The sequence below is a fragment of the Tsukamurella sputi genome (assembly GCF_007858445.1).
GTDB lineage: Bacteria > Actinomycetota > Actinomycetes > Mycobacteriales > Mycobacteriaceae > Tsukamurella > Tsukamurella sputi.
Genome location: NZ_VIGV01000003.1, coordinates 271,904 through 289,376, shown reverse-complemented (window position 1 = coordinate 289,376; position 17,473 = coordinate 271,904). Strand labels below are relative to the sequence as shown.

Sequence of the window (17,473 nt, the reverse complement as noted above, 5' to 3'; positions counted from 1 at the left end):
GATCAGCGGTTGACGCAGGCCCCGGTCGAGACGCCCGCCGCCGCGGTGGTCCCCGCCTGCAGGGCGGGCTCGACCTGCTTGGCGGTGAGAGCGAAGGCGGTGTCGGGATCGTCGACGGCCACGCCGAAGATCACGCCCACCACGTTGCCCTCGCGATCGAAGACGGGACCGCCCGAGTTGCCGGGCCGCACCTGCCCGCGCAGCAGGTAGACATCACGCCGGACCTGCGCGTCCCGGTAGATGTTGCGCCCTTCGAGGGTCTGCTGGCTGCGCACCCGCGACGAGGACAGGGTGAGCGGGCCACCGCCCGGGTAACCGAGCACGAAGCCGGGATCGCCGGGCTTGGCGCCGTTGAAGACGATCCGGAGCGGCTTCGCCTGCAGGCCGGGCACGTCGAGCACCGCGACGTCGGTCTGCGCGTCGAAGTAGACGACCTGCGCGCTGTACTTCTTGGCACCGTCGACGGTGACCTGCACGCTGCGGGTACCGGCGACGACGTGCGCGTTGGTGACGACGCGGCCGGCCGTCGCGACGAAGCCGGAGCCCTCGAGCGCACGGCTGCACGACGGGGCCTGGCCGTCGATGCGGACCACCGAGGACCGGACGCGCTGCACCGCGGGGTCCGTGAAGTCCACCCTCTCGGGCGCCTCCACGCTGACCACCGGGGTGTTGACGAAGGGGCCGAGCGCCTGCGGCAGCCCGGAGTCGTCGACGATCGCCGAGAACTTCTGCGGCAGCCCGTCGGCGCCGACGCCCTTCGCGAAATCGTTCACGGCGCCGAGCACCGCGGAGCCGTTGACGGACCGGGAGATCTGCGGCGCGGCGGCGGAGGTCAGCGGGATGGCCACCAGCCATGCCGCGAGCAGCAGCGCGCCGACCTGGACGACGGCACCGACACCGGAGTCCACGGCACGCAGTCCGGTGCCGCGGATGGAGCTGCGGACCGCGCGCCCGAGCACCATGCCCGACAGCTCGCCGATGATCACCAGCCCCGCGAGCAGGCCCACACCGAGCAGCACCCGCCCCTTCGCGTCGCCCACGGAGCCGAGGACGTGGGGGGCCAGCAGCACGCCGGCGGCGGCGCCGAGCACCACGCCGATGAAGGCCAGCACCGAGGCCGCGGCGCCCTGGCGGTAGCCGGAGATCGCGGCCAGGATCATCAGGACGACGACGATCACGTCGACCCAGGTGGAACCGGTCATCGCGTGCTCTCCTGCCAGTGCTGGGCGCGGGTGGCCGCGGCGCGCACCTCGTCGGTGAGCGGCCGCACGTCGGAGGTGTCCCAGGGCCGTTCCCAGCCCGCGGCCCCGATCAGCGCGTTCATGAGCCCGCCCGTGAAGCCCCACACCAGCATCGGTCCGGCGGCGAAGGCGGGCCCGCGGTAGAAGGACTTGCGCACCATGAACCGGTGCGCGGGATCGATCAGTTCGGCGAGCGGCACACGGCGGACGAGCGCGGTCTCGGCCGGATCGACGGCGCGGACCTCGCAGGGCCGGGCCGCGAAGCCGATCACGGGGACCACACGGAAGCCCGACACCGGCACCTCGATCGGGTCGAGCTCGGCCAGGACCTGCACGGAGCCGGGGTCCAGTCCCGTCTCCTCCCGGGCCTCGCGCAGCGCGACCGCCACGTCGTCCGCGTCCTCGGGATCGCGGGCGCCGCCGGGGAAGGCGACCTGCCCCGCGTGCTGCCGCAACGCCGAGGCGCGCTGGGTGAGCAGCACCGTCGCGTCGGCGGGCGGGGTCGGTCCGGCGGCCGACGGGTCACCGTCGAACAGGATCAGGACGGACGCGCGTCGCGGATCCTTGACCCGCTGCAGCGCCGCGACCGCACCGCCGCGTTCCCTCAGCTCACCCGCGACATCGCCCAGGTTGCCGAGCAGCGGGTCGAGCCACTGCGGGGCCGTCACAGCGTCACCCCGAGCTCGCTGCGCAGGAGCGAGGCCACGTCGTCGACGGAGGTGAAGGGTTGGGCGTGCACACCGGCCACAGTGCCATCGGCGCGCAACAGAACGGTCACGGGGTACGCCCGGGGCGCTCCCAGCGTGGTCGCGACGAGGGCCTGCGGGTCCTGCACCGTGGGCAGCGCGACCGTGAGTTCGGCGAGCAGGTCGAGGCCCGCGGCGGCGTTCGCGTCGGCGTGCACGCCGAGCACCGTCAGGCGGTCCCCCGCGCGCGCCGCGACCTCCGCGAGCACGGGCAGTTCGACGCGGCACGGCCCGCACCACCAGGCCCAGATGTTGAGCAGCACCGGCCTGTTCCCCGCGGCCGCCAGGTCGACGGGCGCGCCGTCGCCGAGGCAGGTCAGGGGCTTGCCGGCGAGGGCCTTCGCGCCGATGCCCCCGGGGCAGGGCGGCAGGGCCGCCCTCGTGCGCGCGGCCGCGAGCTCGCCGGGGCTCGCGCTGGTCGACGGTGCCGCCGCCGGCGCCGTGGGGGCCGCACCCTCGTTCCCGCGGGGCCAGATGGCCACCCCGAGGGCGACGGCGACGATCGCGCAGACGATCAGCCAGCGCACGGCGGCGGGGATCCTGCTGCGCTCGCCGGGGAGCAGGGGCGCGGGCTCGGTACCCGGTTCCTGTTCGGGCCCGGTCACCGGGCGGCCTCCGGCCGCACGCGGCGGCGCCGGGGCGGGGGCGGCGCGATCTCGAGCAAGTGATCCCGCTCCGGGCCCTTCACCAGGTCCGCGGCCTCGGCCGGATCGATCGGCCCGGCCCCGAACGACGGGCAGTCCTTGGCGAGCACGCAGACGCCGCACGCTGGCTTTCGGGCGTGGCAGACGCGGCGGCCGTGGAAGATCACGCGGTGGCTCAGCAGGGTCCATTCCTTGCGGGGGATGAGCTCGCCGACGGCGTGCTCGATCTTCACCGGGTCCGTCTCCTCCGTCCACTGCCAGCGGTGCACCAGCCGGGAGAAGTGCGTGTCCACGGTGATCCCGGGGACGTCGAAGGCGTTGCCGAGGATCACGTTCGCCGTCTTGCGGCCGAAACCGGGGAGCGTCACCAGTTCCTTCATGGTGCGCGGCACCTCGCCGTCGAAGCGGTCCACAAGGGCCTGGCCCAGGCCCATGATCGACGTGGCCTTGTTGCGGTAGAAGCCCGTCGAGCGGATGTACTCCTCGAGCTCCGCACGGTTCGCGCCGGCGTAGTCGGCGGCGGTGCGGTAGCGCGCGAACAACGCCGGTGTGACTTGATTCACGCGCACGTCGGTGCACTGCGCGGAGAGGATCGTGGCGACCGACAGCTCGAGCGGATCGGTGAAGTCGAGTTCGCAGTACACGTGGGGGAAAGCTGCGGCGAGTGTCCGATTCATCCGCCGGGCACGGCGCACCAGTCCGAGGTGGGTTTCCGGCTCCGGGGGCATGGGATCCGATTCTAACGACGGTGCCGTGGCTCGTTCGTTGCCGTATCGAGACCTTGGCTGTGTTTACTGTCCGGCATGCAAGGATTGCTCGGGTTGCTGTTCCCCGTGGTGCTGATGCTGTTCGCGTTGGCCATGGAGCGTATCGAGGCACGGGTCACGGCCGAGCCCGTCGTGCCACCCGCGACCGGCGAGGACGAGGCGCCCGATGTCGAGACCCTGGCGCGGATAGGCCTTCCGAAGGCCGTCGACAGCCTCGATCTCGACGGAGGCGCGGAACGTCGCGCCAGCTGATTCGACCGCCCGCTGACGTGTCGCCCGGCCGCATCGCATCGCTTCCGTCTGCGCGGAAAGCGGAACGTCGGCGTGCCCTTCGACATGTGAACGGGTAGTCTTTCGTGTAGTCGTCTGTGCGATTTCCCACATCTGCGCGGACCGCTGCATAAACTCACATTTCAGGTCGCGGCGATCTCCCGCCCGCGACGGATAGTCGATCAAGGAACGAGGTACCCCGTGGACGAGGTCCTGGCGCGGGCCGGCATTTTTCAGGGTGTCGAGCCGGGCGCGGTCGATGCGCTCACCAAGGATCTGCACGAGGTCGACTACCCCCGTGGGCACGTCATCTTCAACGAGGGCGAGCCCGGTGACCGGCTGTACATCATCCTGTCCGGCAAGGTGAAGCTCGGCCGCCGCTCTCCGGACGGCCGCGAGAACCTGCTGTCGGTCATGGGACCGTCGGACATGTTCGGTGAGATGTCGATCTTCGATCCGGGTCCGCGTACGTCCAGCGCCACGTGCATCACCGAGGTCCGCGCGATGACGATGGACCGCGAGGCCCTGCGTGCGTGGATCCGCGACCGGCCCGAGATCGCGGAGCAGCTGCTGCGCGTGCTCGCCCGCCGACTGCGGCGCACGAACAACAACCTGGCCGATCTCATCTTCACCGACGTCCCCGGTCGCGTCGCCAAGCAGCTACTGCAGCTCGCGCAGCGCTTCGGCACGCACGAGAACGGCGCCCTGCGGGTCACGCACGACCTGACGCAGGAGGAGATCGCGCAGCTCGTAGGCGCTTCCCGCGAGACGGTCAACAAGGCCCTCGCCGATTTCGCACACCGTGGCTGGCTTCGCCTCGAGGGCAAGTCCGTGGTGATCACCGATTCAGAGCGCCTAGCTCGCCGCGCACGCTGACCTCTGAGACGAGGAGGGGGCGGGGAGTCGCTGCGAACGATTCTGCAGTGCCCGAGGCGCTAGCCGAGGGTACGAAGCCTAGTGAGCAGTGACTCCCCGCCCCATCCCGGTCGCCTGCAGATCAGCTGTGCGCGGCCAGATAGGCGAGCTGGACCTTGACCGACATGCGCGCCGCGGGCCAGGCCTTCTTGTCCACGTCGCGGTAGACGTGCTTGACGACCTTCATCGGCTTCGCCTCCGACGCGCTGACACCGAGTTGCTCCAGGGCGTCGCGGACCTGCTGCAGGCGGTCCTGACGGTGCGCGGCGTACGCCGCGACCACGGGCCCGGCGTCGGGCAGGTCCGGGCCGTGACCGGGAAGCAGCACGCGGCCGGCGGCCACCGTCGACAGCGCCTCCAATGAGCCGAGGTAGTCCGCGAGGGTGCCGTCCTCGGCGTCGAGGACCGTGGTGCCGCGGCCGAGGATCGTGTCACCGGAGACCAGCGCGCCGGGGTCGCCCTCGGCACCGTCGACCAGGAAGCTGAGCGAGTCGGCGGTGTGCCCGGGAGTGTGCAGGACCTCGATCCGCAGACCGGCGACCTCGATCACCTCGCCGCCGGTGAGCGGCGTGGCGGTGTTGATGCAGTACTTCGGCGAGAACGCCCGGATGGGGCTGCGGGTGAGCTCCTCCCAGCGCTTGAGACCACCGGTGTGATCGCCGTGCCGGTGCGTCACCAGGGTCAGTGCGACGGTGCCGGCGGCCTTGGCGACGCGCTTGAGGTGCTTCTTGTCGCCCTTGGGGCCCGGGTCGACCACCACGGCCTCCTCGCGCCCCGGGGCGCGCAGGATCCAGGTGTTGGTGCCCTCGAGGGTCATCACCGACGGGTTGTCACAGAGCATCACCGCCGCGTAGGGCGTGACCTGCCGCAGCTTCCCCGGCGCCGGATGGACGAGCGTCATACCTGGACCGTGAGCTCGACCTCGACGGGTGCGCCGAGCGGCAACTCGGCGACGCCGACGGCGGAGCGCACGTGCACGCCCGCGTCGCCGAAGATCTCGCCGAGCAGCAGCGATGCACCGTTGAGCACCTGCGCCTGGTTGGAGAAGCCGGGCGCGGACGCCACGTAGCCGGTGACCTTCACGATCCGCTTGACCGAGTCGATGCCCACGAGCGAGTGGATCGCCGCGAGTGCGTTCAGCGCGCACTGCCGGGCGGCGAAGGTCGCGTCCTCGAGGTGGACGATGCCCTCGCGGTTCTCGCTGACCTTGCCCTGCGCCACGAGCTCGCCGTCGCGCATCGGCAGCTGGCCCGAGGTGTACACGAAGTCGCCCACCCGGGTGGCCGGGACGTACGCGGCCAGCGGGGGCACCACCTCGGGCAGGGCGATACCCAGCTCGGCGAGGCGCTCCGAGGCCGTCACGACGTGGGCCGCTTCATGTACGCGACGTGCTGCTCCCCGGTGGGGCCGGGCAGCACGGTCACGAGCTCCCAGCCGTCGGAGCCCCAGGTGTCGAGGATCTGCTTGGTGGCGTGCGTCAGCAGGGGGATCGTGGAGTACTCCCACGTGGTCTTCTCGCTCATGGCATCACCCTATCCACCTCCGGCGCGGCGCGACAGGCACGATCCCTTCACCGCTGCAGAACGTGTTCTCGGTCGCATTGCCGAGGGAGCTTCACGTTAACGGCCCGGCCGTGCACGGCGGTATGGATATGCTCCGGTCGTGGTGGTGAGCGAGGCGGATCCCGGAGGGGTCGCGCAGGACACGGGGACGGCCTGGCCCGACGGGCTGCGGGACTCCAGGCTGCATTTCGTGTCCGGCAAGGGCGGCACCGGCAAGTCGACGGTGGCCGCGGCCCTCGCGCTGGCCCTCGCCGCCGGCGGCAAGAAGGTCCTGCTCATCGAGGTGGAGGGCCGCGGCGGCATCGCCCCGACGTTCGAGGTGGGCGAGCTGCCCCCGGCCGAGACGAAGATCGCCACCGCCGACGGCGACGGCGCGGTCTTCGCGCTGTCGATGGACGTCGAGGCCACGTTCCTCGACTACCTCAAGACCAACTACGGCATGGGACTGGCCGCGCGCGCACTCAAGTCCATCGGCGCGATCGAGTTCGCGACCACTCTGGCGCCGGGCCTCAAAGACATCCTGATCACCGGCAAGATCATGGAGTGCACGCAGCGCCGCGGCAAGGACGGGCGCTACGCCTACGACGCGATCGTCGTGGACGCGCCGCCCACGGGCCGCATCGGGAAGTTCCTCGACGTGACACGGGCGATGAAGGAGATCGCGAAGGCCGGGCCCATCGCCGGCCAGGCCGACCGGGTGGTGCGCCTGCTGCACTCCCCCGACACGGTCGTCCACCTGGTGACGCTGCTCGAATCCCTCCCGATCCAGGAGACCGCGGAGGCGGTGCGCGAGCTCCGCACGCTGGACCTGAAGGTCGGCGCGGTGATCGTGAACCGGGCTCTGCCGCAGCTGCTCTCCGACGCCGAACTGACCGCTGCCGCCGACGGTGCCGTCGACGCTCCGGAGGTCCGCGCCGCCCTCGAGGGGGCCGGCCTGCCACTGTCGGACGACGACTTCGCCGGGCTGCTCACCGAGACGATCCAGTTCGCGCGCACGGTGCGCGGGCAGGACGGTGCGCGCGAGGACCTCGACGCGATCGACGCGCCGGGCAGGCTGGAACTGCCGCTGCTCACGGGCGGCGTGGATCTGGGCGGCGTGTACGAACTGTCGGGCGCACTGATCGAGGCGGGGGTCCGATGATCGACCTCAAGCTGGGCCCGCAGTTGCTGGACCCGGGCACGCGCGTGGTCGTGTGCTGCGGCAGCGGCGGTGTGGGCAAGACGACGACGGCGGCGGCGATGGCGCTGTGGGCCGCGGAGCACGGACGCCGCGTGGTGGTTCTGACGATCGACCCCGCCCGACGGCTCGCGCAGGCGCTCGGCGTGGCGGACCTGACGAACGAGCCGCAGGAGGTGTCGGTCCCCGGCGACGGGACGCTGCACGCCATGATGCTCGACATGAAGCGGACCTTCGACGAGATGGTCACGTCGAACGCGGATCCCGCTCGCGCCCAGGAGATCCTGGAGAACCCGTTCTATCAGACCGTCGCCAGCTCGTTCTCCGGCACGCAGGAGTACATGGCGATGGAGAAGCTGGGCCAGTTGACCGCCGACGAGCGCTGGGACCTGGTGGTCGTGGACACGCCGCCGTCGCGCAACGCGCTGGACTTCCTGGACGCACCGAAGCGCTTCGGCTCGATGCTCGATTCCCGTTTGATGCGGCTCATCGCCGGCCCGACGCGCGGTTTCGGCCGGATGGTCTCCGGCGGCATGGGCCTCGCGCTCAAACTGGTCTCCACCATCGTGGGCAGCCAGATGCTCTCGGACGCCTCCGGTTTCGTGGCGCAGATGGACACGCTCATCGGCGGCTTCCAGGAGCGGGCCGACCGTACCTACGCGATGCTCGCGCGGCCCAGCACGCGCTTCGTCGTGGTCGCCTCCCCGGAGGAGGACACGCTGCGCGAGGCCACCTACTTCGTGGAGCGCCTCGCGGGCGAGGCGATGCCGCTGGCCGGGCTCATCGTCAACCGCACCCATCCGGGCCTGGCCGCGGTCGGCGCGGAACCGGCGCGGGAGGCCGCCGGCCGTCTCGGTTCCGGCGACGCCGCCCGTACGGCCGAGGGGCTGCTCCGGGTGCACGCGTGGCGCGCGGAGATCGCCGCGCGCGAGGTGCAGGTGCTCGGCGCGTTCGTCGGCCGCTGCCCGACGGTGCCGGTGGTGGGGGTCCCGTCGCTCCCCTTCGAGGTCGCGAACCTCGAGGCGCTGCAGGCGGTCGCCGAGCAGATCGTCGGCGCCTAGTACGAGCCGGCCGACCCGGCGCGGCCCGGCCCGCGGACCGCGGGCCGCGGGCCGCGGGCCGAATGTGTAGCTGGACAAACGAAAGGGCCCCGCACCGTCGAACGGTACGAGGCCCTCTTCCCTCCCGGAGGCGGGGATCAGCCGGCGACGCGCTTGCGGTCGCGCTGCGCCTCGAAGAAGGCGCGCCAGCTGGTGACCTCGGGGTGCTGACGGAGGAGTGCGCGGCGCTGGCGTTCGGTCATGCCGCCCCAGACGCCGAACTCGACGCGGCTGTCGAGCGCGTCGGCACCGCACTCGAGCTGGACGGGGCAGTGCCGGCAGATCGTGGCGACCTTGCGCTGAGCCGCGCCACGGACGAACAACTCGTCGGGGTCGACGTCACGACACTTGGCCTTGGAGACCCAAACCAGGCGATCCTCGTCGTCGACCAGAACCCGAGCACTTGTCATCTGACTTCCCCTTTCGCGTGGTGCGGCACGGACCCGGTCCCAGCCCCTCCCGGAGGTGTGCGGGGGGCCGATCGAGGTGCTCGCCACATCGTCTGCAATAGTGTTACCTGAATCACACGGAGGAAACAAGTCGGGGACCGAGGTAAATCAGACAGTGGTCCAAGAATTCCAGCACGCCCGTACCGATCGCCTGGTCGGCGCGTCGGGAACCCGGTTCACGACGGGTCGGCACGTATCCTGGTGACCGTGTGGAAACCCGGAGTGATCGCCAAGCTGGCCGGCTGCGTCCTGCTGGCCGGACTGCTGGTCGCCGGCGTCCTGTTCCCCTACGTCGGCGGGCTGGGCCTGATCTCGAACCGCGCGGCCGACACCGTCGACAACATCAGCTCCGAGCTGCTGGAGGGCCAGGTCCCCGAGGTCACGACGGTGACCGACTCCACGGGCGCCCCGATGGCCTACCTCTACGACCAACGCAGAGTGCAGGTGCCCTTCGACCAGATCTCGCCGAACATGGTGCGCTCGATCATCTCGATCGAGGACAAGCGCTTCATGGAGCACGACGGCGTCGATTACACCGGCACCCTGCGCGCCTTCCTCAAGAACCAGTCGGCGGGCGAGGTGCAGCAGGGCGCGTCCACGCTGGATCAGCAGTACATCAAGAACTACCAGCTCCTGGTGCTCGCGAAGTCCGACGCCGACCGTCGGGCGGCCGTCGCCACGACCCCCGCGCGCAAGCTGCGCGAGGTGCGGATGGCGCTCACCCTCGAGCGCACCCTCACCGAGCGCGCGAAGCAGGAGCACGGGGTCGACGACGGTCGGGCCAAGGTGATCGCCAAGGAGCAGATCCTGGCGCGCTACCTCAACCTCGTCCCGTTCGGCAACGGCGCGTACGGCATCGAGGTGGCCGCGCAGACCTACTTCGGCAAGCGCGCCTCGCAGCTGAACATCCAGGAGTCGGCGATGCTCGCCGGAATGGTGCAGTCCAGCTCTTCGCTCGACCCGTACACCAACCCGCAGGGCGTGACGACCCGCCGCAACACCGTGCTCGACACGCTCGTGGCCAACTTCCCGGACAAGGCGAACGAGTACCGCGCGGCGAAGAACACCCCGCTCGGCGTGCTGCCCCGCCCCAACACTCTGCCCGGCGGCTGTATCTCGGCGGTCGCGAACCGCGGCTACTTCTGCGACTACGTGCTGCAGTACCTCGCCGAGGCGGGCCTGCCCAAGGACACGGTGATGCGGGGCGGCTACACGATCCGCACCACGCTCGATCCCCGCGTGCAGGACTCGGTGCAGGCCGCGCTCAACGGCACGGCGAGCCCCACGCTCTCCAACGTCGCGCAGGTCATGAACGTGATCAAGCCCGGCGCGAATTCGCACGACATCGTCGCCATGAACTCCTCGCGCGTCTACGGCCTCAACGTGGACAAACGCGAGACCGTCCAGCCCGAGCCCTTCGCCCAGGTGGGCGACGGTGCCGGCTCGACCTTCAAGATCTTCACCGTCGCGGCGGCCATGGAGAAGGGCATGGGCCTCGACACCAACGTCACCGTGCCGTCGACGGTGTCCGTCAAGGGCATGGGCCACGGCGGTTACGCGGGGTGCCCGGCGGACTCCTACTGCGTGAAGAACGCGGGGCCCTACCCCTATTCGATGTCGCTGACCCAGGCGCTGGCCACCTCGCCGAACACGCCGTTCGTCAAGCTGATCGAGCAGGTCGGCGTGACGCCGGTGGTGGACATGGCGGTCAAGCTGGGCCTGCGCTCGTACACCCAGCCCGGCAGCTCGGGCTTCGGCAACGACAGCCTCGCGGACATGTTCAAGAAGCAGAACCTGGCGTCGTTCACCCTCGGCCCCACCGCGGTGAGCGCGCTGGAGCTGACGAACGTGGCCGCGACCCTCGCCTCCGGCGGCGTCTGGTGCCCGGCGAATCCGGTGCAGTCGATCACGCAGCCCAAGCGCAACAGCGACGGCATCCAGACGATCGGCGCCGACGGCAAGCCCGAGGCGACGCCGGTGCCGTACAAGTCGGAGAAGTGTGAACAGGTCATCGAGAAGGGCCTCGCCGACACGCTCGCGAACGCCCTGAGCCAGGACGATCGCGGGGCGGGTACGTCGGCCGGGTCGGCGTCCCGCGCGGGTTGGACACTGCCCCTGTCGGGCAAGACCGGAACCACGGAGACCTTCCGCTCGTCGGCCTTCCTCGCGTACACCAACCAGTACGCCGGTGCCAGCTACGTCTACAACGACGGCAACTCCCCCGGCCCCATCTGCACCAGCCCACTGCGCCCGTGCGGTGAGGGCAACGTCTACGGCGGCAACGAGCCCGCTCTGGCCTGGTACAACGGCCTCAAACCGGTGTCCACGATCTACGGCCCGATCTCACTGCCTCAGGTGGATCCGAAGTACAAGGACGGTTTCGGCCCCGGCAAGATCCCCAACGTCATCGGGCTCAGCCAGGATGTGGCGAAGGCGCGCGTCGAGGCGGCCGGATTCAAGACCACCGTCGCCTACGTGAACAACTCGGCGGCCAACGGCACCGTCGTCTCCACCTCGCCGTCGGGCTTCACGCAGCCCGGCTCCACGGTCACGCTGAACCTCTCGAACGGCATCGCGCCGGCACCGACTCCGTCCGTCCCCGGCGTGCAGACGGGGCCGGGCGGCACGACCATCACGATCCCCGGCTTCGGGCAGTTCACCATCCCGGGCGCGGGCGGCCAGGGCGGCGGCCCGGTGCCGGCCCCCGCGCCGGAACCCCCGGGGAACTGACGATGCGGGCGCTCCGGGCCATCGCCGGTATCGCCGTCCTGACGGCGACTCTGGCCGGCTGCGGTGACCGCGACACCCCGTCGCCCGAGACCACCGGCGCCTCCGCCGGAGCGGTCGCGGTCTCCACAGGAGCGCCCGCGAGTTCCGCCGCCGCACCGTCGCGCGACCTCGGACCGGTGGGACCGACGGCCATCGCCGCGCACGGGTACGTCCCCGGGCTGACCCGTGACTCCGGATCCGACGGTGCCGCCACCTACACCGCGCAGGTCCCGACGCTCAGCGGCGGGAACGCGGCAGCGTCCGAGCGGTTCACCGCCTCGATGCGGGCGTCGCTCACCGATCGCGTCCGCACACTGGCTCCCGCTCCGAAACCGATCACCGTCACCGACGGCTCACTCGCGAACGGCGAGCGCTCGCGAGTGAGCCGGATCGGCGCGAAGGTGGTCGGCGGCGTGCTCCTGACGAACTACTTCATGCAAGGCGCTGCGCACCCGAACAACCAGATCGGCACCGTCGTCATCAATACCGATACGGCGCAACCGATCCTGCTCTCTGACGTCCTGCCCACGGCGCACGCGATCGCCGGCGTCAAGGACCTGATCCGCCGGCAGGTCACCGAGGCGGGACCCAGCCCCTTCCTCGACGAGGCCACGACGCTGGCGAACTGGCTCCCCACAGCGGCCGGGATCACCTTCTACGTTCCCGTCGCCCATGCGGCGGGCGACTTCTGGCCGTTCGCGCTGCCGTGGTCCAGCCTCGAGAACGTCGTCCCGGCCGCGGTTCTCGCAGTCCTACGCGCCTGATCAGCCGATCTTCGGCGTCACCCGGTCGAGGATCGCGGCGGTGTCGACGCCCTGCGGCAGGGTGCCGAAGACGTCGCCGCGGTCGCCGGCCAACCGGGACCGGGTGAAAGCGTCAGCGACGGCGGGATGCCCGAAGCGCACCAGGAGCGAACCCTGCAGCACCGCAGCCATATCGCCGACGAGCCGGCGGGCACCGAACTGCATCGCCACCTGATCCGTCGGATCGAGAGCGCCGAACGAGCCCTTGAGCTTCGCGACGGCCTCGTCGTACACCGCATCGGCGCCGGCGGCGGCATCGAGCTCGGCGAAAAAGGCCGCGACGGCCTGGGGCTCGCGCGCCATCGCACGCAGCACGTCGAGCGCGGCCACGTTGCCGGAGCCCTCCCACACGGACAGCAGCGGCGCCTCGCGGTACAGGCGCGGCATCCGCGAGTCCTCGATGTAGCCGTTGCCGCCCAGGCACTCGAGGGCCTCGGCGGCGTGGATCGGGCCGCGCTTGCACACGTGGTACTTGGTGACCGCCAACGCGATCCGGCGCAGGGCGGAGGCGTCCTCGTCACCCGCGACGGATCGGTCGGTGAGGCCGGCGAGCCACAGGCCCGCGGTGGTGGCCCCCTCTGCCTCGACGGCGAGGTCGGCGAGCACGTTGCGCATGAGCGGCTGGTCGATGAGGTCCGCGCCGAAGGCCCTGCGGTGCGCGGCGTGGTGCGCGGCCTGCGCGAGCCCGGCGCGCATGCCGGTCGCGGTGCCGAGCACGCAGTCGAGGCGGGTCATGTTGACCATCTCGACGATGGTGCGCACGCCGCGCCCCTCCTCGCCCACGAGCCAACCGACGGTCCCGTCGTACTCGACCTCGCTGCTGGCGTTGGAGTGGTTGCCCAGCTTGTCCTTGAGGCGCTGCAGTGCGAAGACGTTGCGCGTCCCGTCGGGCAGTACGCGCGGGATGAAGAAGCAGGACACGCCCGATTCGGTCTGCGCCAGCGTGAGGAACAGGTCCGACATGGGCGCGGAGGTGAACCACTTGTGGCCCGTGATCCGGTACGTGCCATCGGATTGCGGAACAGCGCGGGTGGTGTTGGCGCGCACGTCCGAGCCGCCCTGCTTCTCGGTCATCGACATGCCGGCGATGAGGCCGCCCTTGCCCAGCGGGGCGCGCAGCCCGAAGTCGTACTCCTTCGCGGTGAGCAGTGGCTCGTACTGCGCGGCGAGCTCCGGGTTGGCGCGCAGCGCCGGCACCACGGCGTAGGTCATGGAGATCGGGCAGCCGTGACCGGCGTCGACGTGTCCCCAGACGCTGAACTTCGCGGCGCGCACCAGGTGCGCGTTGGGGTCGGTCTCCGCCCACGGCGCGGCGTGCAGGCCGTGCTCCACGGAGACCTTCATGAGCTGGTGGTAGGCGGGGTCGTAGACCACCTCGTCGACGCGGTGGCCGTACCGGTCGTGCGTCTTCAGGACGGGCGGGTGCGCCTCGGCGAGGTCGCCCCACTCGAGGGCCTCGGCGGTCCCGGCGAGCGCGCCGAGCGCGTGGATCGCGTCCAGCTGCGCCGTGTCGACGTGGGCACGCCGCAGCGCGTCGTCGATCATCGGGGTCTCGGCGGTGTTGAAGCCCAGCAGCGGCGGTACCTGGTTGGTCACTTCGTGGGTGGGCACGCTGGCTCCTTCGTTCGACGGTGCGCGGCCCGCGGGGCCGTTCCTCCCTCAGTGTTGCATATTCTCGACAGCCGCACCAGAACTGCAATGAACTCGTGACCGGCCCCGCGGTGTAGCGTCGACGCCGATGTCCACCCCTCTGACCGCGACGGTCTCGGCGCGCTCCGCGGTGCTGAGCCTGCTGCTCGGCGCGCATCCGCCGGTGCTCGAGGGCCGTGAGATCGTGGCCGCGATGCGGTTGTTCGGGGTCTCCGAGTCCACGACGCGCGCCGCGATGTCGCGCATGGTGACCGCGGGCGATCTGGTCCGCGACGGGGGCCGGTACGCGCTGTCGGAGCGGCTCGCACGACGACAGGCGCGCACGGACTCCCCCGCGACCGTCCCGTGGGACGGGACGTGGGAGACGGCGATCGTCACCACCAGCGGGCGCAGCGCCGGGGACCGCGCGGAGCTGCGCACGGAGATGACCCGGCTGCGCCTCGCGGAGCTGCGCGAGGGCGTGTGGATGCGGCCGGCGAACCTCGATCGCGCCCTCCCCGCCACGGTCCGACAGGTGACCACGGGCTTCCGGGCACAGCCGGACGACGACCCCGTCGACCTGGCCCGGACGCTGTGGGACCTGCCGGAATGGTCGCGGCGCGGGCATGCGCTGCTGGACGCCGTCGCCGAGGCCGGGGACGACGGGCAGGCGCGGTTCCTGACCATGATCTCGGTGGTGCGGCACCTCTATCGGGACCCGCTGCTGCCGCCCGAGCTGCGACCGGAGGACTGGCCCGCGGATCGGCTCACCGCGGCCTACGCGGACTTCCGCGCATGGCTCGCGGCGATGCGGATCGGCCGGGGCTGATCAGGCGAGCGCGTCGACGACGCGGGTGATCCGCGCCTGGAGGCGCCGCAGCTGCAGCCCCTGATCGTCGAGGCGGCGGGCGATGGAGTTCACCGCATCGCACGAACCGGTCTCGTGCAGGCTGCGAGCGTCGATCTGGAGGTCGTCGCCGGTGCGACCGATGGACGCGGCGATGAGCGTGAGCTGGGCGGTGAGATCGTCGAGTTCGCTGCGGACGCTGGCGAGCCCCATGATGTTCCCTCTCTGCGCGGCCCCCGAGCGGAGCCGTTCACCTGCACAGTAGGGGGCGGGTGTGGCCCGTGTGACGAATTGCGGGTGACCGTTGCGTGTCCGTTACCCGACGATTCGTCGTCGCAAACCGGTCATCCGTCCTGGAAGGTGCCGTGCCGCCCCGCACCGTCGGAGAACCGGGTGGCGCCCGCGACGGCACCGTCGGCGAGCGAGGCCAGCCCGTACCGGTACTCGATCCCGAGTGCCTGTTCCTCCGGTTCTGCCGCGCCCTCGAGCATCGAGAGCCGGTCGTTGCGCAGGCAGGTCTGCGGGAACCCCGCGAGTTGCCGCCCGAGCTCCATCGCCGCGGCGAGCGCGGTTCCGGGCGGGACGACGCGGTTGACCAGGCCGATCGCCTCCGCTTCCGCCGCGTCGACGGGACGGCCCGTGAGAATCAGGTCCATCGCCCGGCTCTCGCCGATGAGCCGCGGGAGGCGGACGGTGCCGCCGTCGATGAGCGGTACGCCCCACCGGCGGCAGAAGACGCCGAGGACCGCATCCTCCGCCGCGACCCGCAGGTCCGCCCAGATCGCGAGTTCGAGACCGCCGGCCACGGCGTGCCCCTCAATCGCGGCGATCACGGGCTTGCTCAGGCGCATCCGGGAGACGCCCATCGGCGCGTCGCCGTCGGGCTCGACGCGGTTCGGGGTCCCCGCGGCAACGGCCTTGAGATCGGCTCCCGCGCAGAAGGTCCCGCCCCGGCCGTGCAGGACGGCGACGGCGGCCTCCGCGTCGGCGTCGAAGGCGCGGAAGGCGTCCGCGAGCGCCTCCGCGGTCGCGCGATCGACGGCGTTGCGCACGTCGGGCCGGTCGATCTCGATGACGGTGACGGGCCCCTCCCGTCGGACGACGACGCTCATGACGACGTGGGCCCGTGGACGGCGGCGCCGGTCGCGACGCCGGTGACGGTGCAGACGCCGAACCGGCCGTCGCGGTCGAACATGCTGGCCGAGGCGATGCTGATGCCGTCGACGATGACGAACTGATCCGCCTCCAGGCCGATCTCGTCGCCGCGGGGCGCGCGGGCGATCGCCATCGAGACGTCGCCGTTGATGGTCTCCACGCCACCCGTGCCCATGCCGGTCACCAGATTGGTGCAGTCGGAGACCATCGCGGCGCGGGCGAAGGGGGTCGTCTCCTCGCCCTCGAGGACCCGCCAGCCCCGCGTCCAGACACGCTTGCGTTCGGCGTTCGCCCACTGTTCCGGGGTGTCCGAGGAGACGTACTCGCCAGTGCCGGCCGCCATCGCGAGGCGCGGCGCGGCGGGCGCGGGCGGGGCGGGGACGTGCGGATCCGACCAGACGACACCGTCGGGCTGCGGCGCCCGGTGGTAGAAGGTCACGGCCGCGCGGACGACGGTCTTATCGTTCTGGACGATCTCCGCCTCGGCGACGCGGATGCGACGGCCCGAGCGGACGAGGCGGGTGCGTACGTCGAGGTGGCCGGAGGCGACCATGCGGAACATGTCGCAGTGCCAGCGCGTTCCGACGAGGCCGTCGCCGAACTCCGTGTCGAGGACCTGCGCGAGCAAGCCCGCGATCGCCGGTCCCGACAGGGTGCCGGGCGCCCAGCGCCCCTCGGCGGCGGGCAGTGAATCGAACCCACTGCCGCTGCGGGCGAACTGCGCGGGTACCTCCAGGGTGGTCATTCCTATCGGTTTACCAGGCGCCCCACGCGCGGTGATATTCGCATGCGTCCGAGTGCTGTGAATGCGATCGTTGCGCTGTGGACTTCTTCACCTCCGACCTGCACTTCGCGCACCCCAAGCTCGCCGAGCTGCGCGGGTTCGCCACGGTCGCGGCGCACGACGCGGCGGTGATGGCGCAGCTGTACCGACTGGACCCGGCGTCGGACGTGTTGTGGGTCCTCGGCGACATCTGCTCCGGCGGGGTCGCGAGCATGGAAGCCGCCCTCGCGCAGCTCGCCACGCTGCGGGTTCCGATGCACCTGGTGACCGGGAACCACGATCCGGTGAACCCGATGCGGCGTGGCGCTCAGCGGTTCTTCCCCGCCTACGCGGCGGTCTTCGCGTCGGTGCAGCAGCACGCGCGGGTGAAGATCGGTGAGCACGGCGTTCTGCTCAGCCACTACCCGTACATGGGAACGCCGGACCGCTTCGACCGCGGCGAGCTGGCGCAGTACCAGCTGCCCGACCAGGGGATGTGGCTGGTCCACGGGCACACCCACTCCGCGGTGCGCCGCTCGGGGAAGCGCTCGATCTGCGTCTCGCTCGAGGCGTGGGACCTCGCGCCGGCATCGGCGGAAGGGCTCGCCGCGGAGATGGCGCTGGGGTACTCATAGA

Annotated in this window: 20 protein-coding genes; 8 read left to right on the top strand and 12 right to left on the bottom strand. The window is 71.2% G+C overall.

Annotated features, from left to right (window positions below):
- Positions 1-2: 2 nt before the first annotated feature.
- Genes FK268_RS10890 through nth form a run of 4 tightly spaced genes read right to left on the bottom strand, consistent with a single transcriptional unit; the run spans position 3 to position 3,359 of the window.
- Entirely contained in the window at positions 3-1,202 is a 1,200-nt protein-coding gene (locus FK268_RS10890; protein WP_146433924.1) for a MarP family serine protease, read from the bottom strand.
- Entirely contained in the window at positions 1,199-1,909 is a 711-nt protein-coding gene (locus tag FK268_RS10885) for an NUDIX hydrolase (protein ID WP_146433922.1), read from the bottom strand. The genes FK268_RS10890 and FK268_RS10885 overlap by 4 nt, the downstream gene beginning before the upstream one ends.
- A complete protein-coding gene (locus FK268_RS10880; RefSeq protein ID WP_231707028.1) occupies positions 1,906-2,592 on the bottom strand; it encodes a TlpA family protein disulfide reductase in 687 nt (228 codons plus the stop codon). The genes FK268_RS10885 and FK268_RS10880 overlap by 4 nt, the downstream gene beginning before the upstream one ends.
- A complete protein-coding gene (gene nth, locus FK268_RS10875; protein ID WP_146433920.1) occupies positions 2,589-3,359 on the bottom strand; it encodes an endonuclease III in 771 nt (256 codons plus the stop codon). Before nth ends, FK268_RS10880 begins: the two co-directional genes overlap by 4 nt.
- A 75-nt stretch (positions 3,360-3,434) precedes the next feature.
- Between nth and FK268_RS10870 the strand changes: the two genes are divergently transcribed.
- On the top strand, positions 3,435-3,650 hold the full coding sequence (locus tag FK268_RS10870) for a hypothetical protein (protein ID WP_146433918.1): 216 nt from the start codon (positions 3,435-3,437) through the stop codon (positions 3,648-3,650).
- Positions 3,651-3,869: 219 nt separating this feature from the next.
- Entirely contained in the window at positions 3,870-4,544 is a 675-nt protein-coding gene (locus FK268_RS10865) for a Crp/Fnr family transcriptional regulator (RefSeq protein WP_068523121.1), read from the top strand.
- A 121-nt stretch (positions 4,545-4,665) separates the two neighbouring features.
- Here FK268_RS10865 and FK268_RS10860 read toward each other — a convergent pair whose 3' ends face one another.
- The 3 genes from FK268_RS10860 to sp36 are packed head-to-tail and all read right to left on the bottom strand — an operon-like array spanning position 4,666 to position 6,106.
- Positions 4,666-5,484, bottom strand: a complete 819-nt coding sequence (locus tag FK268_RS10860) for an MBL fold metallo-hydrolase (protein WP_146433916.1) — start codon at positions 5,482-5,484, stop codon at positions 4,666-4,668.
- Positions 5,481-5,945: a RidA family protein gene (locus FK268_RS10855; protein ID WP_146433914.1), complete on the bottom strand. Its 465-nt coding sequence runs from the start codon at positions 5,943-5,945 to the stop codon at positions 5,481-5,483. The genes FK268_RS10860 and FK268_RS10855 overlap by 4 nt, the downstream gene beginning before the upstream one ends.
- On the bottom strand, positions 5,942-6,106 hold the full coding sequence (sp36, locus tag FK268_RS10850) for a Sp36 family protein (protein ID WP_146433912.1): 165 nt from the start codon (positions 6,104-6,106) through the stop codon (positions 5,942-5,944). Before sp36 ends, FK268_RS10855 begins: the two co-directional genes overlap by 4 nt.
- Positions 6,107-6,245: 139 nt before the next feature.
- Here sp36 and bagA point away from each other — a divergent pair, with 139 nt between their 5' ends.
- Complete coding sequence (gene bagA, locus FK268_RS10845) at positions 6,246-7,286, top strand: ATPase BagA (RefSeq protein WP_438695981.1); 1,041 nt, start codon at positions 6,246-6,248, stop codon at positions 7,284-7,286.
- Complete coding sequence (bagB, locus tag FK268_RS10840) at positions 7,283-8,383, top strand: ArsA family ATPase (protein ID WP_146433911.1); 1,101 nt, start codon at positions 7,283-7,285, stop codon at positions 8,381-8,383. The genes bagA and bagB overlap by 4 nt, the downstream gene beginning before the upstream one ends.
- A gap of 137 nt (positions 8,384-8,520) precedes the next feature.
- Here bagB and FK268_RS10835 read toward each other — a convergent pair whose 3' ends face one another.
- The gene (locus FK268_RS10835) at positions 8,521-8,832 is read right to left on the bottom strand and encodes a WhiB family transcriptional regulator (RefSeq protein ID WP_068531696.1); all 312 of its coding nucleotides are present in this window, start codon (positions 8,830-8,832) and stop codon (positions 8,521-8,523) included.
- Between the two features lie 246 nt (positions 8,833-9,078).
- Here FK268_RS10835 and FK268_RS10830 point away from each other — a divergent pair, with 246 nt between their 5' ends.
- Entirely contained in the window at positions 9,079-11,601 is a 2,523-nt protein-coding gene (locus FK268_RS10830; protein ID WP_146433909.1) for a penicillin-binding protein, read from the top strand.
- A 2-nt stretch (positions 11,602-11,603) separates the two neighbouring features.
- On the top strand, positions 11,604-12,404 hold the full coding sequence (locus FK268_RS10825) for a hypothetical protein (RefSeq protein ID WP_146433907.1): 801 nt from the start codon (positions 11,604-11,606) through the stop codon (positions 12,402-12,404).
- Here the strand turns inward: FK268_RS10825 and FK268_RS10820 are convergent, their stop codons facing one another.
- Positions 12,405-14,054 (bottom strand): acyl-CoA dehydrogenase family protein, encoded by a 1,650-nt coding sequence (locus FK268_RS10820; RefSeq protein ID WP_158636087.1) that lies wholly within the window; start codon positions 14,052-14,054, stop codon positions 12,405-12,407.
- Positions 14,055-14,181: 127 nt separating this feature from the next.
- Between FK268_RS10820 and FK268_RS10815 the strand changes: the two genes are divergently transcribed.
- Positions 14,182-14,901 carry a PaaX family transcriptional regulator C-terminal domain-containing protein gene (locus FK268_RS10815; RefSeq protein WP_146433905.1) on the top strand — a complete coding sequence of 240 codons (720 nt, stop codon included), beginning with the start codon at positions 14,182-14,184 and terminating at the stop codon, positions 14,899-14,901.
- Here FK268_RS10815 and FK268_RS10810 read toward each other — a convergent pair whose 3' ends face one another.
- From FK268_RS10810 to FK268_RS10800, 3 genes are all read right to left on the bottom strand, one after another.
- On the bottom strand, positions 14,902-15,132 hold the full coding sequence (locus tag FK268_RS10810) for a hypothetical protein (protein ID WP_146433903.1): 231 nt from the start codon (positions 15,130-15,132) through the stop codon (positions 14,902-14,904).
- Between the two features lie 131 nt (positions 15,133-15,263).
- Positions 15,264-16,031, bottom strand: coding sequence for a crotonase/enoyl-CoA hydratase family protein (locus FK268_RS10805; RefSeq protein WP_146433901.1), 768 nt, complete (start codon positions 16,029-16,031; stop codon positions 15,264-15,266).
- Complete coding sequence (locus tag FK268_RS10800; RefSeq protein ID WP_146433899.1) at positions 16,028-16,819, bottom strand: acyl-CoA thioesterase domain-containing protein; 792 nt, start codon at positions 16,817-16,819, stop codon at positions 16,028-16,030. The genes FK268_RS10805 and FK268_RS10800 overlap by 4 nt, the downstream gene beginning before the upstream one ends.
- A 77-nt stretch (positions 16,820-16,896) precedes the next feature.
- Between FK268_RS10800 and FK268_RS10795 the strand changes: the two genes are divergently transcribed.
- The gene (locus FK268_RS10795; protein ID WP_146433897.1) at positions 16,897-17,472 is read left to right on the top strand and encodes a metallophosphoesterase family protein; all 576 of its coding nucleotides are present in this window, start codon (positions 16,897-16,899) and stop codon (positions 17,470-17,472) included.
- Position 17,473: the final 1 nt, after the last annotated feature.

Excerpts from the sequence above, each read along its gene's own strand:
- FK268_RS10890 (WP_146433924.1), bottom strand. The coding sequence starts at position 1,202 with ATGACCGGTTCCACCTGGGTCGACGTGATCGTCGTCGTCCTGATGATC.
- nth (WP_146433920.1), bottom strand. The coding sequence starts at position 3,359 with ATGCCCCCGGAGCCGGAAACCCACCTCGGACTGGTGCGCCGTGCCCGG.
- FK268_RS10870 (WP_146433918.1), top strand. The coding sequence starts at position 3,435 with ATGCAAGGATTGCTCGGGTTGCTGTTCCCCGTGGTGCTGATGCTGTTC.
- FK268_RS10860 (WP_146433916.1), bottom strand. The coding sequence starts at position 5,484 with ATGACGCTCGTCCATCCGGCGCCGGGGAAGCTGCGGCAGGTCACGCCC.
- sp36 (WP_146433912.1), bottom strand. The coding sequence starts at position 6,106 with ATGAGCGAGAAGACCACGTGGGAGTACTCCACGATCCCCCTGCTGACG.
- bagB (WP_146433911.1), top strand. The coding sequence starts at position 7,283 with ATGATCGACCTCAAGCTGGGCCCGCAGTTGCTGGACCCGGGCACGCGC.
- FK268_RS10835 (WP_068531696.1), bottom strand. The coding sequence starts at position 8,832 with ATGACAAGTGCTCGGGTTCTGGTCGACGACGAGGATCGCCTGGTTTGG.
- FK268_RS10825 (WP_146433907.1), top strand. The coding sequence starts at position 11,604 with ATGCGGGCGCTCCGGGCCATCGCCGGTATCGCCGTCCTGACGGCGACT.
- FK268_RS10815 (WP_146433905.1), top strand. The coding sequence starts at position 14,182 with ATGTCCACCCCTCTGACCGCGACGGTCTCGGCGCGCTCCGCGGTGCTG.
- FK268_RS10810 (WP_146433903.1), bottom strand. The coding sequence starts at position 15,132 with ATGGGGCTCGCCAGCGTCCGCAGCGAACTCGACGATCTCACCGCCCAG.
- FK268_RS10805 (WP_146433901.1), bottom strand. The coding sequence starts at position 16,031 with ATGAGCGTCGTCGTCCGACGGGAGGGGCCCGTCACCGTCATCGAGATC.
- FK268_RS10800 (WP_146433899.1), bottom strand. The coding sequence starts at position 16,819 with ATGACCACCCTGGAGGTACCCGCGCAGTTCGCCCGCAGCGGCAGTGGG.